Annotated in this window: 13 protein-coding genes and 1 pseudogene; 12 read left to right on the top strand and 2 right to left on the bottom strand. The window is 59.0% G+C overall.

The features are described from left to right. Positions 1-43: 43 nt before the first annotated feature. From HMPREF2690_RS07115 to HMPREF2690_RS07105, 3 genes are all read left to right on the top strand, one after another. A complete protein-coding gene (locus tag HMPREF2690_RS07115) occupies positions 44-391 on the top strand; it encodes a hypothetical protein (RefSeq protein WP_224212718.1) in 348 nt (115 codons plus the stop codon). A 38-nt stretch (positions 392-429) separates the two neighbouring features. Beyond that, the gene (locus HMPREF2690_RS07110) at positions 430-1,095 is read left to right on the top strand and encodes a YceI family protein (protein WP_083292066.1); all 666 of its coding nucleotides are present in this window, start codon (positions 430-432) and stop codon (positions 1,093-1,095) included. 99 nt (positions 1,096-1,194) lie between these two features. Next, positions 1,195-4,116, top strand: coding sequence for an FAD-binding and (Fe-S)-binding domain-containing protein (locus HMPREF2690_RS07105; protein WP_070820510.1), 2,922 nt, complete (start codon positions 1,195-1,197; stop codon positions 4,114-4,116). Here HMPREF2690_RS07105 and HMPREF2690_RS07100 read toward each other — a convergent pair. After that, positions 4,113-5,447 carry a class I SAM-dependent methyltransferase gene (locus tag HMPREF2690_RS07100; protein ID WP_070820509.1) on the bottom strand — a complete coding sequence of 445 codons (1,335 nt, stop codon included), beginning with the start codon at positions 5,445-5,447 and terminating at the stop codon, positions 4,113-4,115. The two genes, HMPREF2690_RS07105 and HMPREF2690_RS07100, sit on opposite strands and share 4 nt — an antisense overlap. Positions 5,448-5,563: 116 nt before the next feature. Between HMPREF2690_RS07100 and HMPREF2690_RS07095 the strand changes: the two genes are divergently transcribed. The 5 genes from HMPREF2690_RS07095 to HMPREF2690_RS07075 all read left to right on the top strand — a co-directional run bounded on the left by HMPREF2690_RS07095 (position 5,564) and on the right by HMPREF2690_RS07075 (position 11,660). Next, on the top strand, positions 5,564-6,904 hold the full coding sequence (locus HMPREF2690_RS07095) for an NAD(P)/FAD-dependent oxidoreductase (protein ID WP_070820508.1): 1,341 nt from the start codon (positions 5,564-5,566) through the stop codon (positions 6,902-6,904). Positions 6,905-7,150: 246 nt separating this feature from the next. Further along, entirely contained in the window at positions 7,151-9,268 is a 2,118-nt protein-coding gene (locus HMPREF2690_RS07090) for a pyruvate formate lyase family protein (RefSeq protein WP_070615108.1), read from the top strand. A 44-nt stretch (positions 9,269-9,312) separates the two neighbouring features. Then, positions 9,313-9,564, top strand: a complete 252-nt coding sequence (grcA2, locus tag HMPREF2690_RS12475) for an autonomous glycyl radical cofactor GrcA2 (protein ID WP_034999039.1) — start codon at positions 9,313-9,315, stop codon at positions 9,562-9,564. Positions 9,565-9,567: 3 nt separating this feature from the next. Beyond that, entirely contained in the window at positions 9,568-10,443 is an 876-nt protein-coding gene (pflA, locus tag HMPREF2690_RS07080) for a pyruvate formate-lyase-activating protein (RefSeq protein WP_070570280.1), read from the top strand. Between the two features lie 143 nt (positions 10,444-10,586). After that, on the top strand, positions 10,587-11,660 hold the full coding sequence (locus HMPREF2690_RS07075) for a magnesium and cobalt transport protein CorA (RefSeq protein WP_070451536.1): 1,074 nt from the start codon (positions 10,587-10,589) through the stop codon (positions 11,658-11,660). A gap of 7 nt (positions 11,661-11,667) precedes the next feature. Here HMPREF2690_RS07075 and HMPREF2690_RS07070 read toward each other — a convergent pair whose 3' ends face one another. After that, the gene (locus tag HMPREF2690_RS07070) at positions 11,668-12,117 is read right to left on the bottom strand and encodes a PaaI family thioesterase (RefSeq protein ID WP_070484770.1); all 450 of its coding nucleotides are present in this window, start codon (positions 12,115-12,117) and stop codon (positions 11,668-11,670) included. Between the two features lie 50 nt (positions 12,118-12,167). On the opposite strand from HMPREF2690_RS07070, the gene gndA reads away from it, so the two are divergent. The 4 genes and pseudogenes from gndA to HMPREF2690_RS07050 all read left to right on the top strand — a co-directional run bounded on the left by gndA (position 12,168) and on the right by HMPREF2690_RS07050 (position 17,452). Next, complete coding sequence (gene gndA / locus HMPREF2690_RS07065; protein ID WP_070820507.1) at positions 12,168-13,634, top strand: NADP-dependent phosphogluconate dehydrogenase; 1,467 nt, start codon at positions 12,168-12,170, stop codon at positions 13,632-13,634. A gap of 27 nt (positions 13,635-13,661) precedes the next feature. Next, positions 13,662-15,011 carry a DEAD/DEAH box helicase gene (locus HMPREF2690_RS07060; protein WP_070820506.1) on the top strand — a complete coding sequence of 450 codons (1,350 nt, stop codon included), beginning with the start codon at positions 13,662-13,664 and terminating at the stop codon, positions 15,009-15,011. 17 nt (positions 15,012-15,028) lie between these two features. Continuing rightward, a complete protein-coding gene (locus tag HMPREF2690_RS07055; protein ID WP_070423204.1) occupies positions 15,029-16,402 on the top strand; it encodes a hemolysin family protein in 1,374 nt (457 codons plus the stop codon). After that, positions 16,399-17,452, top strand: a pseudogene (locus HMPREF2690_RS07050) (hemolysin family protein). The gene HMPREF2690_RS07055 and the pseudogene HMPREF2690_RS07050 overlap by 4 nt, the downstream one beginning before the upstream one ends. Positions 17,453-17,455: the final 3 nt, after the last annotated feature.

The following is a 17,455-nucleotide window of genomic DNA, read 5'->3' as shown; positions in this document are numbered from 1 at the left end:
CCTGACCTCACCCAGGCTTGACACCTGTAATAGACTTGCCGCCGTGAAGATCAGGAAGCGGAGAATAAACGAGACTACAAACGTTTGCGCGTGGTGCGGTAAAGAGATTGAAATCAACCAGGGGCGTGGCCGCAAGCGGAAATATTGCAGTTCTTCGTGCAAGCAGCGTGCGTATGAGCAGCGCACACTCCTTGCAGGTACGACCGTGGACCCTGACGCTGTGATTCTGAGCCGTCAGCGCGTCGCAGAGATCCGCGATCGACTTTACGAGTTGCGCTGTGCCGCTGAGGATATCCAAACTGCAGCGGCCGAAGGCGCGACGGCGGACGAGTTGCATTCGTTGTGTGACGAATTAGTAGGCTTGGTCCAGAAACTCGAAAAACTGAGGTGAGGTACGTGAAGACCAGCTCCCGTAATACGAAGCTGCTTATGATCGCAGTTTTAGCCTTTGCCATTCTGGCGCTTGCAGTGGCGTTCATCCCGTTGGGAAGGACGCTGTTTTTTAGTCACGGTGTCAAAACTGAGGGTATCGACGAGTCCAGCCTGAAATCCGCCACAACGGAAATTGACGGCGTCTGGGAGGTAACAAACAAGCCTGGACCCAACCAAACGTCTGCAGGCTTCACATTCGCCGAGGTGCTGCCAGGTGATCGCCGGACTACGTCAGGCTCGACACAAGGCGTTCGCGGTAGCGTGACTATCGAGGCGGGCACGCTGAAGGCTGGCGAGATTGTCGTCGATATGACAAACATTCGCACCGACTCTGATGTCCGCGATGAAAGCGTGCGACGCAAAATTTTCCATACGGACGATTTCCCGGAGGCAAAGTTCGTTGTCACCGAGCCAGTGGACCTTAGCAGCGTGCCAGAGGACGGGACGATGGGCACCGTAGACCTGACGGGCAACATGACCATCCACGGCGAGACGAACACGATCACGCAGACATTCAATGTCGCGCGCTCGGGCGATCAGCTGCTCGTCGCAGCAGACATTCCGATCAACCGAGAGGACTACGGAGTGAAGACTCCGGAGCTGGTGGCCGCAAAGATCGCCGAGGACGGCGAAATTAACGTCCGTCTGGATATGCGGAAGTAACCCTATATAACGTCACCTGACGTTATATAAAGGATATTTGTCCGATAATGTACATTATGTCAAGTAACATTTGGTGACACCACGGCGTAATCTGTCCCCATGGCAAAGCTCCTCTCTCCCGATCCCCGCAGGATCCCCAAGCCGGTTTACGACGATTCCTACCCGGACGCTGTCAGTGAGCAATTCACTGGCGGCTCCGACCCGGAACTCGTCGCGGCGCTCGCAGCAATCGTCGGCGCGGACAATGTTCAATCACGCGTCTCAGATCTCGTGCGTTACGCCTCAGACGCCTCTCCGTACCGCGACATCCCGTCCGTGGTCGTTCAGCCACGCAACGCGCAAGACCTTTCCGCGCTGATGCGATATGCCCGCCGCGCAGGTCGGACGCTGACGTTCCGCGCCGCCGGGACGTCGCTTAACGGCCAGGCGATGACGAACGACATCCTCGTCGATGTGAAGACCCACTTCGCCGGCATGGAGGTCCTCGACGGCGGCAAACGCCTTCGTACGTTGCCGGGCGTTGTGCTTGGCGACGCTCAAGCGGTCCTGCGACGCCACGGCTACATGCTTGGACCCGATCCCGGCTCGACCGCATCTGCTTGTATCGGTGGCGTCCTCGCTGACAATGCCGGCGGCATGCGCTGCAAGATTGAGCGTGATTCCTTCCACACCATCGATCAGGCTGAGTTTGTATTAACGTCTGGCGAGATCGTCGATACGCGCAAAGGCGACGACGCCTTCCGCAAACAGTGCCCTGAACTGCACAAACAACTCTCTGATTTCCGTGATCGATTGCGTGCTAACGAGACGCTAGTCGCTCGCCTACGCGCAAAGTTCTCCATCCGCAACACCAACGGCTTGCGCATCGATGCATTCTTGGACGAGGACGAGCCGGTCCGTATCCTCATGCGCTTGCTCGTCGGCTCCGAAGGCATCCTCGGCGTGTTTACCGAGGCTGAGATTCGCACCATCGAGTTGCCAAAGAAAAAGGCTGTGACCTGGGTGGTTGTACCCGACATCACTGATGCTGCCAACTATGTTGCACAGCTTGTCGACGCCGGGGCTGAAGCCTGCGAACTGCTCGTCTCCGATGTCATGCGCGGTTCAGTTGGCCAATTTAGTGCTGCTCCTGCTGAATGGGCAGATATTGACCAGTCCACCGCTGCCCTGCTCCTCGAGGTCGGTGGCACCACCGAAGACGAGCTTCAGCAGGCCATTGCCGCCGCCGAGGCCGTGCTCGAGGGCGCGGAGCTGCTGGCACCGCTGCACTTTGAGACCGACCCAAAGAAGCAAAACGCCATGTGGCAGCTGCGTAACGGCCTGTTTGGCCTGATCGGGCAAAACCGCCCGCAAGGCGCCGCGCTGATTACTGAGGACGTATGCTTCCCACCTGCGCAGGTCGGCGAAGGCGCTGCTGAACTCATGGAGTTGCTCCGGCGCTACGGCTACCCCGAAGGCGTGATGGGACACGCACCCTACGGGAACCTGCACTTCTTTATCACCCCGGACTTCTCCAACCCTGAGGAGCTCGAGAAGTACTCGCGCTTCCTTGACGAGCTGGTTGAGTTGGTCGTCGACAAGCACGACGGCTCGATGAAGGCTGAGCACGGTACCGGTATCAACATGGCGCCGTTCGTGCGCCATGAATGGGGCGACGAAATCTGGAACCTGTTCTGGGAGGTCAAGGAGATGCTTGACCCGGACACCATCCTCGCGCCGGACGTGAAGTTGACTCGCCAGTCGGACATCCACCTGCAGCGCTTCAAGTCCTTTCCCAAGGTCGAGCAGGAGATCAATATGTGCGTCGAGTGCGGCTTCTGCGAGCCGGTATGCCCGTCACGCCACGTCACTGTGACTCCACGTCAACGTATTGTGCTGCGCCGTGAGATGGCGCGTCAGCCGGAAGGCTCGGAGGTCTTGGGGGCGCTGCGCGAGCAATACCAGTACGACGCGATCGACATGTGCGCTGCCGACGGAACCTGCGCTATCCCCTGCCCTGTTGGCATTGATACCGGCAAGGTAATGAAGCAACTGCGCGCAGCTCAGGCAACACCTGCAGAGAAGCGTGTCGCAACTGGGATCGCGAAGGGATACGGCGCGGTCGAGGCGTTGGGCCGCACTGCGGTATCTGGCGTCAATATTCTCGGGCCTGCGCTAGCCAATGCTGTCACCCAGGTTGGACGTGCACTCATCTCGCCCGAGCGCCTCCCCTCTGTGCCGGGGCCCATGCCGCACAAGGCACCACAGATGCCGGAAACCTCGCGCAACGGTGCCGCAGCTGTCTACTTCCCTGCCTGTGTAAACCGTATCTTCGGCCAACCTGCTGGTTCTGCTGATCAGATTGCTGTGCCGCAGGCGGTTGTTGAACTCGGCCGACGAAGCGGAGCACCTGTGTGGATCCCGGAAAACGTTGACGGCGGTTGCTGTGGCATGCCGTTTTCTTCGAAGGGATTCGACGATGCATACCGTGCGAAAGCACTCGACCTGCTGGAGCGCATGTGGCAGTGGTCAGAGCAAGGCGCACTGCCTGTGATCATCGATGCAGCCTCGTGCACCCATACCGTGGTGGATTCCATGCCGGAGGTACTCTCCCCTGCTGATCTTGAACGTTTCGAGGCGATTCGCGTTCTCGACCTGGTGCAGTGGCTCGACGAAGAGATCATGGAGCACCTGCCCATCACTCAGGACCAGGGGCGTATTGCTGTCCACCCGCCATGCTCCGGTCAGCACCTTGGTACCACGGAAGCGCTCATGCGTGTCGCAGCTGCGTGTGGCGATGCGGAAGTGCCCGCTGGGGCGGCCTGCTGTGGCACAGCTGGCGATCGTGTGATGTTGCACCCTGAGCTGGTTGAGTCGGCGACTCGCGAGGAACGCGAGGGGCTCAATCGTGGCGATTATGCACGCTTCGTGTCAGCAAACCGCACCTGCGAGATGGGCCTACAGATGGTGGCCGGAAAGCCATTTGAGTCGATTGCAGTACTGGTCGAGCGTGCATCCCGACCGGAGGTCACGTTAGCCTAGCGACGGCCTCCGCGATGGCGCTGCACCATCGTGACCTGCGCGAGGTCCAGCATTTCCAATCGTGCAAGGGCTTCGCGCAGGGCTAGCTGCCAAGTCCACATCCTGCGAAATACAACGTCGTAGCCATCCGCTGCGGCGTCGCGTAAGTGGGCGTCGAAGGCCATTCGCTGCAGCCTCAGCGATGCTGCGAGGTGTTCAGGTGCGGTTGTCACCGCAGTCACGCGCAATGCAGTGTGCTTATCGACGATCCGGGCAACGTCATCGCAACTCACAACGTTCATCCGTGGCCACGCATAACCGGTGGTTGAGGCCAAGGCTGCCGCTGCACTCCGGGAATAGTTGTTCGTGCGGACAATTGTTTGCAGCACTACCTTGCCGCCCTGTGCGAGCATCTGTTCCGCGGATACGAGATACGCGATCTGTTCCTGGTGCGGCATGTTCTCAAACGCCTGCATGCTCACTACTGCGTCGTACACCCCGCGACGCTGCCGTGCCAACGCTTCGATTTCGGCTGGGCAATCCAACACGTCAATGCGTGCAGCACCTTCAGCACCACTGAGGATCAACTGTTCTTCAAGGCTTTTCCTCACGCGGGCGTCAAAGGTAACCACATCCAGGGTGCAGCGTCGAGCAAGTGCTTCCGCAGCCACCGCTCCTCCACTGCACGGCATCTCAAGCAAATGTGTGCTGGGACCGGCAGCGGCGGCGTCGAGAAGCATCGAAATGCTCCTGCGTTGTGCATCAGATAGGTCATCGCGATGAGCGTCAAGTGGAGCGCCGATTTCGGTGACGTCGACGAAGTGGTGCCCTGGCTCGTTTCCTCGCCCTGCCCCCGGAGTGTGGGACTTCATCCGCGTGCGCTGAGTCGTCGGCACACCCGTGCCAAAGTGTCCCTGCGCATGCGTTGCGGTGCCACCAGCAAAATGCTGCACCAGATCCGGAGGTAGCTCCCCGATCACCCCAAGGGGTGTGCGACCGTGCTTCGGAGCAGACACGCGTGCTGGCCCCGGCCTGTACCCCGCACCGATCAGCGCCTGGAGTGCATCTACAAGCCCTTCGGACGTCGAGGTCACCCACTCGCCTGCCATATAACTTTCAGCAAGGCCAGTCCACCCGCGCGCAGCGATACGCTCAAACATGTCCGCGGATTCCACAGTGAGCGCTGCATCGTCTCCTTCTAGAGCAAGTTCTGCTTTCGCACAGGCACGAGCAAATGTCGCCTCAGCGATCTTCGTGCGCAGCGCTCCTCCACGGGCCCTGGGTACCGCAGCAACAGCCGGCCAGGCCGCGGCGTCGATGGAACTTTTGCGTGCGCGGGAGATATCGGCCATTTCACAAATGCTAGTGGCCAAGAACCTGCTTCTGCGGTACGCCACGGCTCAGATAAAATGCGGCGCGTACTATATAGGCGTTGCACATATAAAAATTCAACCGAGGAGAGATATTTATGGCCTCTACGGTCATTCGCCCAGACGGAAACCGCCATCATGTTGTCATCATCGGCGCTGGCTTCGGTGGCGTCAACGCAGCCAAGGAACTTGCGGATGCTGATGTCGATGTGACCCTGATCAACAGCACCAACCCCCACCTTTTCCCGCCACTGCTCTACCAGGTGGCAACCGGCCTGATGTCCTCGGGCGAGATCACCGGTGACATCCGCCAGATGTTTGCTAACCAGCAGAACGTCCGCGTCGTTCGTGGCACTGTTGAGACCATCGACGTCAAGGGCAAGACCGTCACCTCTGTTGAAAGTGGCAAGGAATACACCTTCGGCTACGACTCCCTCATCGTCGCCGCTGGTGCTGGCCAGTCCTACTTTGGCAACGACCACTTCGCCGAGTTCGCGCCGGGCCTGAAGACCTTGGATCACGCGTTTGAGATCCGCGCACGCCTCATTGCAGCATTCGAGCGTGCAGAACTCGCGGAAACCGCAGAAGAGCGCGATCGCGCTCTGACCTTCGTCATCGTTGGTGCTGGCCCGACCGGCGTCGAGCTTGCTGGCCAGGTTGCGGAGATGGCGCACCGTGCCTTCACCTCGGGCCGATACTCCTTCAGCACCGAGCAGTCGAAGATTTACCTGCTTGATGGCGCACCGCAGGTGCTGCCTCCATTTGGCAAGCGCCTGGGCAAAAAGGCACAGCGTGAGCTTGAAAAGGCCGGCGTCACCGTGATCCTCAACGCCATGGTGACCAACGTTGATGCGGACTCTGTCACCTACAAGGACATGAAGACCGAGCAGGAAACCACGATCCAGACTCCGACCAAGATCTGGTCCGCGGGTGTTGCGGCTTCCCCGCTGGGCAAGCAGGTTGCAGACCAAATCGGCGTGGAAGCAGACCGTGCCGGCAAGGTTGCTGTTAACGCGGATCTTTCCGTCGGCGACGAGTCCAACGTCTTCATCGTTGGCGACATGATGAATCGCGACCGTCTGCCAGGTGTGGCCCAGGTTGCAATCCAGTCCGGCGCTTATGTGGGCAAGGTCATCAAGAACCAAGTCGAGCACGATATCGCTCCGGAGGATCGCGCTCCGTTCGAGTACTTCGACAAGGGCTCCATGGCGATCATCAACCGCTTCAATGCTGTGGTGAAGATGGGCAAGGTCGAGATCACCGGCTTCATCGGCTGGCTGATGTGGCTTGGCGTCCACATGTCCTTCCTCACCGGCCGCCGTAACCGCATTGTGGCTGCCAACGAGTGGACGATTAACGCGTTCTCCCGCACCCGCCACAACCTGGCTGTCACCGAAGGCCAGCTGGAGAACATCCACCTGGAAAACGGTGAGAAGTAAGCGTTCGTAGCGCCCCCAACTTCCCCGGTTCTTCGCTCTCAACGAGCGCAGGACCGGGGTTTTTGCTACTCTCCACCCCCCGAAGACTTTGTGTGACCAACACCACGCCAAACGTATTACCTATAGTCGGAGAACTTCTTTATACTCATAGGTAAGCGGCAAGCGCTTTAAAGAGACTGTGTTTGGGAATGGGTAAGCGCAGCCGCATGAAGACCACTAGTTATCTATGTGAAAGATCGTGCAACTGTGACTGTTTCTACAGAGCCGCAAATCCAGAACAAGGCGTGGGAAGGTTTCACGCCAGGACCGTGGACCGAGCACATCGACGTCCGCGACTTTGTTCAGCGCAATTACACCCCGTACGACGGGGACGCATCCTTCCTCGAAGGCGCAACCGACAAGACACTGCGCCTCTGGGACTACCTGGATAAGAATTACCTCGCCGTTGAGCGCGAGCGTCGCGTCTATGACGTTGACACTGACACTCCGGCCGATATCGACGCCTTCAAGCCCGGATACATCTCCGAGGATGATGACGTGATCGTCGGTCTGCAGACTGATACCCCGACCAAGCGTGCCATGATGCCTAACGGTGGCTGGCGCATGGTTGAGCAGGCCATCAAGGAGGCCGGCAAAGAGGTCAACCCGGAGGTGAAGAAGATCTTCACCCACTACCGCAAGACCCACAACGATGCCGTCTTCGACATCTACACCCCTCGTATCCGCGCAGCACGCTCGTCCCACATCGTCACGGGCCTGCCGGACGCCTACGGCCGTGGACGCATCATCGGTGATTACCGTCGTGTGGCGCTTTACGGCGTTGACTACCTCATCGAGCAAAAGCAGCTGGCCAAGGATGCGTCTTTGGAGAAGGGCTTCTCCGAGCACTGGGCCCGCTACCGCGAGGAACACGCCGAGCAGATCAAGGCGCTCAAGAAGCTCAAGAAGATGGCTGAAGACTACGGCTTCGACATCTCCGGCCCGGCAACCAACGCCAAGGAAGCCGTGCAGTGGACCTACTTCGGCTACCTTGCCTCCGTAAAGAGCCAGGACGGCGCCGCAATGTCCATTGGTCGCCTCTCCCCGTTCTTGGACGCATACTTCGAGCGTGACCTAGCCAACGGCACCTTGACCGAGGTTGAGGCGCAGGAGATCATCGACGCGCTCGTCATCAAGCTGCGCATCGTGCGCTTCCTCCGTACAGAGGACTACGACCAGATCTTCTCTGGTGACCCGTACTGGGCAACCTGGACCGACGCTGGTTTCTCTGAGGACGGCCGCCACCAGGTCACCAAGACCGCGTTCCGTCTGCTGCAGACGCTGCGCAACCTGGGTCCTGCTCCGGAGCCGAACATCACCATCTTCTGGGATCCGGCGCTGCCGGAGGGCTACAAGGAGTTCTGCGCCGCGATCTCCATCGAGACCTCTTCGTTGCAATACGAGTCTGACAAGCAGATCCGTGACCAGTGGGGCGACGACGCCGCTATTGCGTGCTGTGTCTCTCCGATGCAGGTTGGCAAGCAGATGCAGTTCTTCGGCGCACGCGTTAACGCTGCGAAGGCACTGCTCTACGCCATGAACGGTGGTCGTGACGAAGTTACCGGCAAGCAGATTACTGACGGTGACCACAAGCCGATCGAGGGCGATGGCCCACTCGACTTCGACGAGGTCTGGCAGAAGTACGAGGAGATGCTCGACTGGGTTATCGGTACCTACGTCGAGGCTCTGAACATCATCCACTACTGCCACGACCGCTACGCCTACGAGTCCATCGAAATGGCGCTGCACGACTCTGACATCGTTCGCACCATGGGCTGTGGCATCGCTGGCCTTTCAATCGTTGCTGACTCTCTGTCCGCGATTAAGTACGCGAAGGTCACACCGGTGCGCGACGAGACAGGCTTGATCGTCGACTACATCACCGAGGGCGACTTCCCGTTCTACGGCAACGACGATGACCGCGCGGACGACATTGCCGCAACCGTGGTCCACACCGTGATGCAGAAGATCAAAGCGATCCCGATGTACCGCGACGCTATTCCGACCCAGTCGGTACTGACCATTACCTCTAACGTGGTCTACGGCAAGGCAACTGGTTCGTTCCCGTCCGGGCACAAGGCCGGCACTCCGTTCGCCCCAGGTGCGAACCCGGAGAACGGCGCAGACAATCACGGCATGGTCGCTTCGATGCTGTCCGTGGGCAAGCTCGACTACAACGACGCATTGGACGGCATTTCGCTGACCAACACGATCACCCCGTCGGGCCTGGGCCGTAACAAGGAAGAGCAGATCACCAACCTGGTTGGTGTTCTCGACGCCGGCTTCATCATGGACAACGCCGATGCGGTAGTTAACCCCGCCTAATCAGACTTTCCCACTCACCTATTCACTCCGAAGGAGACGACATCATGACCACCCCTACTTTCGACGAGCGCCTCGCTTCCATGAAGGCTTCCCGTTCCGCGAACAACATGGACTCTGGCCTGTACCACGCCAACATCAACGTGCTTGACGAGTCCACGCTTGAGGATGCAATGGAGCACCCAGAGAACTACCCGAACCTCACTGTTCGTGTCTCTGGCTACGCCGTGAACTTCGTGAAGCTGACCAAGGAGCAGCAGCGCGACGTCATCTCTCGTACCTTCCACCAGGGCGCGTAGTTTATGGCCCAAGACGGAACGAGCGGCGTCGTCACGCTATCGCCTGAAGCAGGCGAGCGCGTGCGCGGCGTCGCTGCCGGTTTAGGCGGACTTTCCACCGACGACCTTGAGATCACTCGCCCAGAGTTGTTTGAGGCTCGCCGTACTGGCGAGATCGGCCTCATCCACTCTTGGGAACTGGTCACTGCCGTCGACGGACCGGGCACCCGTATGACGATTTTCTTGTCGGGCTGCCCACTGCGGTGCAAGTACTGCCACAATCCGGACACGATGGAAATGAAGGAAGGCACACTCGAGCGTATCGACGACGTCGTGCGCCGCGTACTGCGATACAAGCCTGTCTTTAACGCTTCCGGTGGCGGGCTGACCCTTTCAGGCGGCGAACCACTGTTTCAGATCGCGTTTACACGACGACTGCTCAAGGCAGTGCATGACGCTGGTGTGCACACCACAATCGACACTTCTGGTTACCTTGGTGCACGCTTGACCGACGAGGACCTGGACAATATTGATTTGTTCCTCCTCGACGTCAAGTCCGGTGATCCTGACACATACGAAAATGTCACCGCGCGCCAATTGCAGCCAACCATCGATTTTGGTGATCGACTGCACGAGAAGGGCAAACCGGTCTGGATCCGGTTCGTTGTAGTCCCAGGTCTGACCGACGCTGAGGAAAACGTGCAGCGAGTCGCCGATATCGTCGCGCGTTGGAAGGGCACCGTAGAGCGTGTGGAAGTACTCCCCTTCCACAACATGGGCGCGGACAAGTGGGACAAAATCGGCCTCGATTACGAGTTGCAGGACGTTACTCCCCCATCTGCCGAATCTGTCGAGCATGTGCGAGAGGTCTTCCGCTCGCGGGGGTTGACGGTGTTTTAACCCTAGGATCACCCCCGTTAGACATTGGGGTGCGCACGCGTAATATCACCTTTGATATCCGTGCGCACCCATTTTTGTGTGCTCATTCATCCTGGGCTTTGCCGTGTTCGGCCTGCCCTACGACGTGAAAGGGGGCTAAAGCTATGCCGCCACGTATTTCAATTCCAGGACAGCGTCCTAAGAAGGTGCAGCCCCCGTCTGTGAACCAAATCCCGGTGCCTGTCGAGCGTCAGATCGACTTTTGCCGCGTTTTTGTCGACGGCAAACGCCAGCCGGGAAATGTGCGCATGACTCACGCACTTGAGGTGGCAGAACGCTACGAGAACGCCTTTGTTTGGTTGTCGCTGAAAGAGCCGACTACGGAGCAAATGGAGCGCGTCGCTGAGATCTTCGATATTGAGGACCTGGTTGTGGACGATGTTGTCGCAGCACATCAGCGACCGAAGGTTGAACGCCACGACGAGCAGTTGTTCCTGGTTGTGCGTTCAGTGTCGTATCGTGACGACGAAGAGGTGTCGGACGCCCGTGAGATCATTTCCACCGGCGAAGTACAGATGATTATCGGCGAGAAGTTTGCCATCACGATTCGCCATAATGTCCGTCTCCCTGACCTCACCAACAAGCTCGAGGACGAAGAAGAGCTAGCGCTGCTCGGGCCTTCCGCTGTGGCGTGGGCGGTATCTGACTATCTGGTAGACAACTACCTGAAGGTCGCGGATTTCCTCGAAAGCGACGTCGACGAGCTGGAAAACGAAGTGTTTACGCCACGTCGCACGATCAACATTGACAAGATCTACACCTACAAGCGCGAGATTTTGGAGATGCGTCACGCGATCGACCCACTGTCGCCAGCGCTTCGCAACGGGTTGACGAACAACAAGGACTTTATGCGTAAGGCTCTGCGTACCTACTTCCGCGACGTCCAAGATAACTCCACGATCGTCAGCGACCGTCTTTCAGGCTTCGACGAACGTCTCACGTCCCTGCTGGACGCGTCGGTAGCGAAGATTACGATGCAGCAGAACTCTGACATGCGTACGATTTCGGCCGTTGTGGGCATGGCGGCGGTGCCGACGTTGGTTGCCGGAATCTACGGCATGAACTTCGAAGTCATGCCAGAGCTTGGCTGGCGTTACGGCTACCCCGCTGCACTTCTCGCAATGTTCATTGCTATCTCGGTGATGTGGTGGTGGTTCCGCAAGAACCACTGGCTTTAATCAGCCACTATTTGCTCAGGATCATCAGTTTGAGGTTGGTCACAGCGACCAACTTCTCCTCGCAGTACATGTTCACGCGCCACAGGTGGGTGCGGGCACCGATGTGGACCGGCTCCGCGGTGGCGTCGATACGCTGCCCCGCGCGCACGCTGCCCAGAAGGTCGGTGGAGTTGCTCATCCCCACTGCAGGCTGTGCGCTAGCTGCCACCGCCGCAATTGACCCCATGGTTTCACCGATTGCGCAGTAGACACCGCCGTTGACGATGCCGGTTGGCTGCAGATGCTCCGCAGTTGCAACGAGGTGTGCATCCATCCGGTCTTTTGAGCAGTAATCCAGCACTAGCCCGAGTCGTTGGGCGAAATCAACGTTGAGATTGTTGATCACAGCGAGTTCTTCTTCGCTCAACGGCGTGTCGAGCACTTCGTTGTACAGGCGAAAATCGAATTCTAGGTTCATGCTCGTCGATGATACGGATGATCTGTCCTCAGCCACGTAGAATTCGCACTATGACTGCAGATGCTTCAGAACCTCTTGCTCAAATCGGTGTCGTCGGTATGGCAGTAATGGGCTCAAACCTTGCCCGTAATTTTGCGTCGAAAGGCCATACCATCGCTATTTACAACCGCTCACCAGAGAAGACGCGGGCGGTTATCAACGAGTATGGCCACGAGGGTAACTTCATCGCCGCCGAAACCATCGAGGACTTTGTCGCATCTCTGCAGCGCCCCCGCAAGGCAGTGATCATGGTGCAGGCCGGTGCAGCAACTGATGCGGTCATCGAACAGCTCGCTGATGCGATGGAAGACGGTGACATCATCATCGACGGTGGCAATGCCCTGTTCACCGACACGATTCGCCGTGAACGTGAGATGGCCAAGCGCAATCGCCATTTTGTCGGCGCGGGTATTTCCGGCGGTGAAGAAGGTGCGCTGCGTGGCCCGTCGATTATGCCGGGTGGCCCAGTCGAATCCTGGGAGACACTTGGACCACTCCTCGAAGACATTGCTGCAAAGGTCGATGGCACCCCGTGCGTGACCCACATTGGCCCGGACGGCGCTGGCCACTTTGTCAAGATGGTGCACAACGGCATCGAGTACGCCGACATGCAGGTGATCGGCGAGGCGTACCACCTGCTGCGTTACGCAGCAGGCCTGGAACCTGCGGAGATCGCCGACATTTTCACTGAATGGAACAAGGGCGATCTGGATTCCTACCTCATCGAAATCACCGCGGAGGTGCTTCGCCAGGTCGACGCCCGCACCGGAAAACCGTTTATCGACATCATCGTGGACGCTGCCGGCCAAAAAGGCACCGGACGGTGGACCGTCAAGGAGGCACTGGATCTCGGTGTACCGACCACTGCTATTGGCGAGGCAGTGTTTGCCCGCGCGCTGTCGTCGGCACTTGCACAGCGCGAGGCCACGACGGAAGCCGAACTTCCGGCGGGCGAGTTGAGTACCCTCGAAGCACTCGGCGTGGAGAAGACTGCGTTTATCGACGATGTCCGCCGAGCCCTGTACGCCTCCAAGTTGGTCGCCTACGCGCAAGGTTTCGACGAGATTAACGCCGGGTCCGCCGAGCACAACTGGGATATCAAACCGGGCGATCTCGCACGTATTTGGCGCGGTGGCTGCATCATTCGTGCGAAGTTCCTCGACCGCATTACCGAGGCCTACGAAAACGATCCGAATCTCCCGTCGTTGTTGCTCGATCCGTACTTCACCGGAGAACTGCAAAAGGGCCTGGTAGACGCATGGCGCCGTGTGGTTGTCGTCGCTACGCAGCTTGGACTCCCAGTGCCGGTGTTCGCTTCCTCGTTGTCCTACTACGACTCGCTGCGTGCCAAGCGGCTGCCAGCAGCACTGATCCAGGGACAGCGCGACTTCTTTGGTGCACACACCTACCGCCGCGTGGACATGGAAGGCACGTTCCACACCACCTGGTCCGGCGAGCGGGAAGAGTTGAGCTACTAAAACAACGACGCGCGTACACTGATCTGAATGACTACATTCGCCGACCTCGGCCTATCCCGTGAAATCGTCGCCACGCTGAAAAAGCAGGGCATCACGGAGCCCTTCCCTATCCAAGAGGCGGCTATCCCCGATGCCCTTGCGGGCCGTGATGTTCTCGGGCGGGGTCCAACAGGCTCGGGCAAAACGTTTACGTTCGGTTTGCCTATGCTTACCCGTCTCGTTGGAGCCCCATCACGCCCGGGTCACCCGCGAGCGCTCGTGCTTGCGCCGACGCGTGAACTTGCAACGCAGATTCGCGAGCGTCTCGACGACCCCGCTGCCGCCCTCGGCCTACGCGTCCTCGATGTTGTCGGTGGCGTGAACATCAATAACCACATTCGTGCGTTGGCCTCCCCAGTCGATCTCCTTGTGGCTACCCCAGGGCGCGCCGAGGATCTCATCAACCAGAAGAAACTCTTCCTGGATCAGGTGGAGGTCACTGCTCTGGACGAAGCCGACCAGATGGCCGACATGGGCTTTTTGCCACAGGTACGCAAGCTGCTCGACCGCACTCCCAAAAACGGTCAGCGTTTGCTGTTTTCCGCCACACTGGATGGCGACGTACAAAAGCTCATCGACCGCTACATGCACAACCCAGTGACGCACTCCACTGCGCCGGTGGAAGCGGCTGTGGACACCATGGAGCATTTTCGACTTTTGGTCGGTGGCCGTGAGCAACGCAATGAGATCGCGATGCAGATCGCCGCACGTGACGGCAAGACCATCATGTTTATGCGCACGAAACACGGTGTTGACCGTCAGGTGAAGAAGCTGCGACGTGTCGGCATCAATGCCCAAGGGTTGCACGGCGATAAAACCCAAGGGGCGCGTACGCGTGCCTTGGACGGCTTCAGCGACGGCACCACCCCGGTGCTCGTCGCTACTGATATTGCCGCACGCGGTATCGATGTTGACGACGTCTCGCTTGTCGTCCACGTCGATCCGCCAGCCGAGCACAAGGCGTATTTGCACCGCGCAGGGCGCACCGCCCGTGCTGGCACGTCCGGCACAGTGGTCACGCTCGTCATGGACGAGCAAGCTAAGGAAGTCGCGCAACTGATGCGCAAGGCAGGCGTGAAGGCTCCGGAGGTCAGAGTGGCTCCAATGTCGGAGTCGTTGGTTACGATTACAGGAGCACGTGTCGCAGATGGAAAGCCATTGCCTCCGCCGGGGGCTCCGAAGCAGGCTCCCCGTGGTGGTGGCGGGCAAGGTTCCCGCGCTGGGCGTCGGTCGTCGCAACGATCGAGCCGCGCTGGACGTTCCCGTTCTACACGTGGGCAACGCAGCAACTCGCAGGGTCGTCGTGGAGAGAACAAACGAAGGAGTAACGGCCGCTAAGGCGCAGATCAACACACATGGACATATTCATATCCATACTTTCTCTTCTGGCGTTCGTATTGCTGACAGCCTCTACCGGGTTGTTCGTCGCAATCGAGTTCGCCATGACGGGGCTCGAGCGCTCCACAATCGATGCCCACGTTAAACAACGCGGGGATGCTACAGCCCGCGCTATCGCGCGTGATCACGCGAATCTTTCGTTCGTCCTCTCAGGCGCCCAGCTCGGCATTACGGTGACGACGCTGGCGGCAGGTTTCCTTGCCGAGCCTGTACTCGGTAAGTTCTTCACCCCTGCGTTGGAGGCCGTCGGACTTAGTGCGTCGGCCTCAACCACTGTCGCACTTATTTTGGCCCTTGTCATCGCAACGTTTTTGTCGATGGTTTTCGGCGAGCTTGTACCGAAAAACATGGCTATTACGGACCCGCTGGCGACAGCTCGCGTGGTCGTGCCACCGGTGCACTGGTTTAACACGGCGATGAAGCCGTTTATCAACCTTCTCAATACCTCCGCTAACTGGATTGTGCGCAAGATGGGTATCGAGCCTGCCGACGAGCTTGCCTCGGCCCGCTCTTCTCAGGAGCTTGGCGCCATGGTGCGTTCGTCGGCAGAGGCTGGTGGTTTGGATGCTGAGACCGCTGCAGTGATCGACCGATCACTGCGCTTCGGCGAGACCACAGCTGAAGAGGTGATGACGCCGCGTTCCACCATCGACTCCCTCGACGCGGAGGATACTGTTGTCGACCTGATCGCACTTGCTCGCGAAACTGGGCGTTCGCGTTTCCCAGTGCGGCGTGGCGATCTCGACGACACCCTCGGAGTCGTCCACATCAAGGACGCATTCTCCGTGCCACCCGACGAGCGTGCGACCACACAACTTGCCACGCTTGCCCGGCGTGTCCCAATCGTCCCGGGCACGCTGGACGGCGATTCCGTGCTGAACCGGGTGCGCTCTGCTGGTTCGCAGGTCGTGCTTGTTGCCGATGAATACGGTGGCACCATGGGCCTGGTTACCATCGAAGACCTCGTTGAGGAGATTCTTGGCGAGGTGTACGACGAATACGATGACCGCGAAAGCGAAAAGGACTTTGTCCGTTACGGCACCTCATGGGAGGTCTCCGGGCTCGTGCGTCTCGACGAGCTCGAAGAGCGCCTCGCCTACACAGCACCCGACGGCCCCTACGAGACGTTGGGCGGTCTGATCATGGCAACACTCGGTCGCATCCCGAAGGTTGGCGACGAGGTCGTCCTGCGCGAAACGTTCGGTTCGCTGCAGGAGGAGTTCCAATCGGCAGGCGCCGGATCATGGCTTGCCCAGGTCACCGCAATGGACGGCCGCCGTGTGGATAAAGCGATGCTGCGCCCGATTACCCCTGAGGAGGCCGACCGATGAGTATCTGGCTCGCTGTTGTCCTGATTGTCGCCCTCCTCGCTGCTAACGCATTCTTTGTTGGAGCCGAGTTCGCTCTCGTATCCTCGCGCCGCGACCGTCTCGAGTCACTCCAGGCCCAAGGCAAAACCAAAGCCCAGGACGTGATGTACGCAACCGAGCACCTTTCCATCTACTTGGCTGGTGCGCAGTTCGGCATTACTGTGGCCTCGCTGATATTGGGCAAGGTTGCCGAGCCGGCGATTGCAAAATATCTGGAGGAGCCGTTCCTCGCGCTGGGTGTACCGGCAGATATTCTGCATCCAATTTCGTTCGTTATTGCGCTTGCATTCATTTCTTTCCTGCACATTTTGTTCGGCGAGATGGTGCCGAAGAATATTGCCATCGCGGGGCCTGAGCAATCCGCAATGTGGCTGACCAGACCGATGACGGTTTGGATGAAGCTAACCCCGCCCCGTGCTGGAAGCACTTAACTGGGTGGCTCGTCAGACATTAGCTGCGTTCGGTATCCAACAGCGCGACGAGTTGGATTCCACTGTCGACCAGGAGCAGTTAGCCACAATGATTCAGGAGTCTCGCAAAGAGGGGCTCCTGGATGCCGAGGAAACTGTCCGTTTGGCAAAGGCGTTGCGTCAGGATTCCCGCAGCCTCAACGAGGTGCTCATCCCGCTTGTAGAGGTAAAGACGATCCCCTACGACCCGCGCGGCATCCGTCTTTCCATCATCGAGCAGGCAGTGCAAGACACCGGTTTTTCACGCTTCCCGGTACTGATCAGCACTGGATCCCTGGCGGGCTACCTGCATGTGAAGGACATTCTGGACTTGATGGAAACAGATGAGAAGGATCCTCGCGTGCCGCTATCGCGCATTCGACCGCTCATCACAGTCGACGGCCACGAGTCAATGGACGACGCTCTTACTTTGCTGCACCGACGTTCAGCGCACATGGCGGCAGTGCATGAGAACGGCCGCCTCGTCGGGATCGTCGCCCTCGAAGACCTCATCGAGGAATACGTGGGTACGGTGTCGGACTGGACACACGAAAACGAATAGTCA

Origin of the sequence: Corynebacterium sp. HMSC034E11, assembly GCF_001835905.1 — a bacterium.
Taxonomy (GTDB): domain Bacteria; phylum Actinomycetota; class Actinomycetes; order Mycobacteriales; family Mycobacteriaceae; genus Corynebacterium; species Corynebacterium coyleae.
Note: the sequence above shows the minus strand (reverse complement) of the source record. Positions and strands in the feature narration are given on the sequence as shown.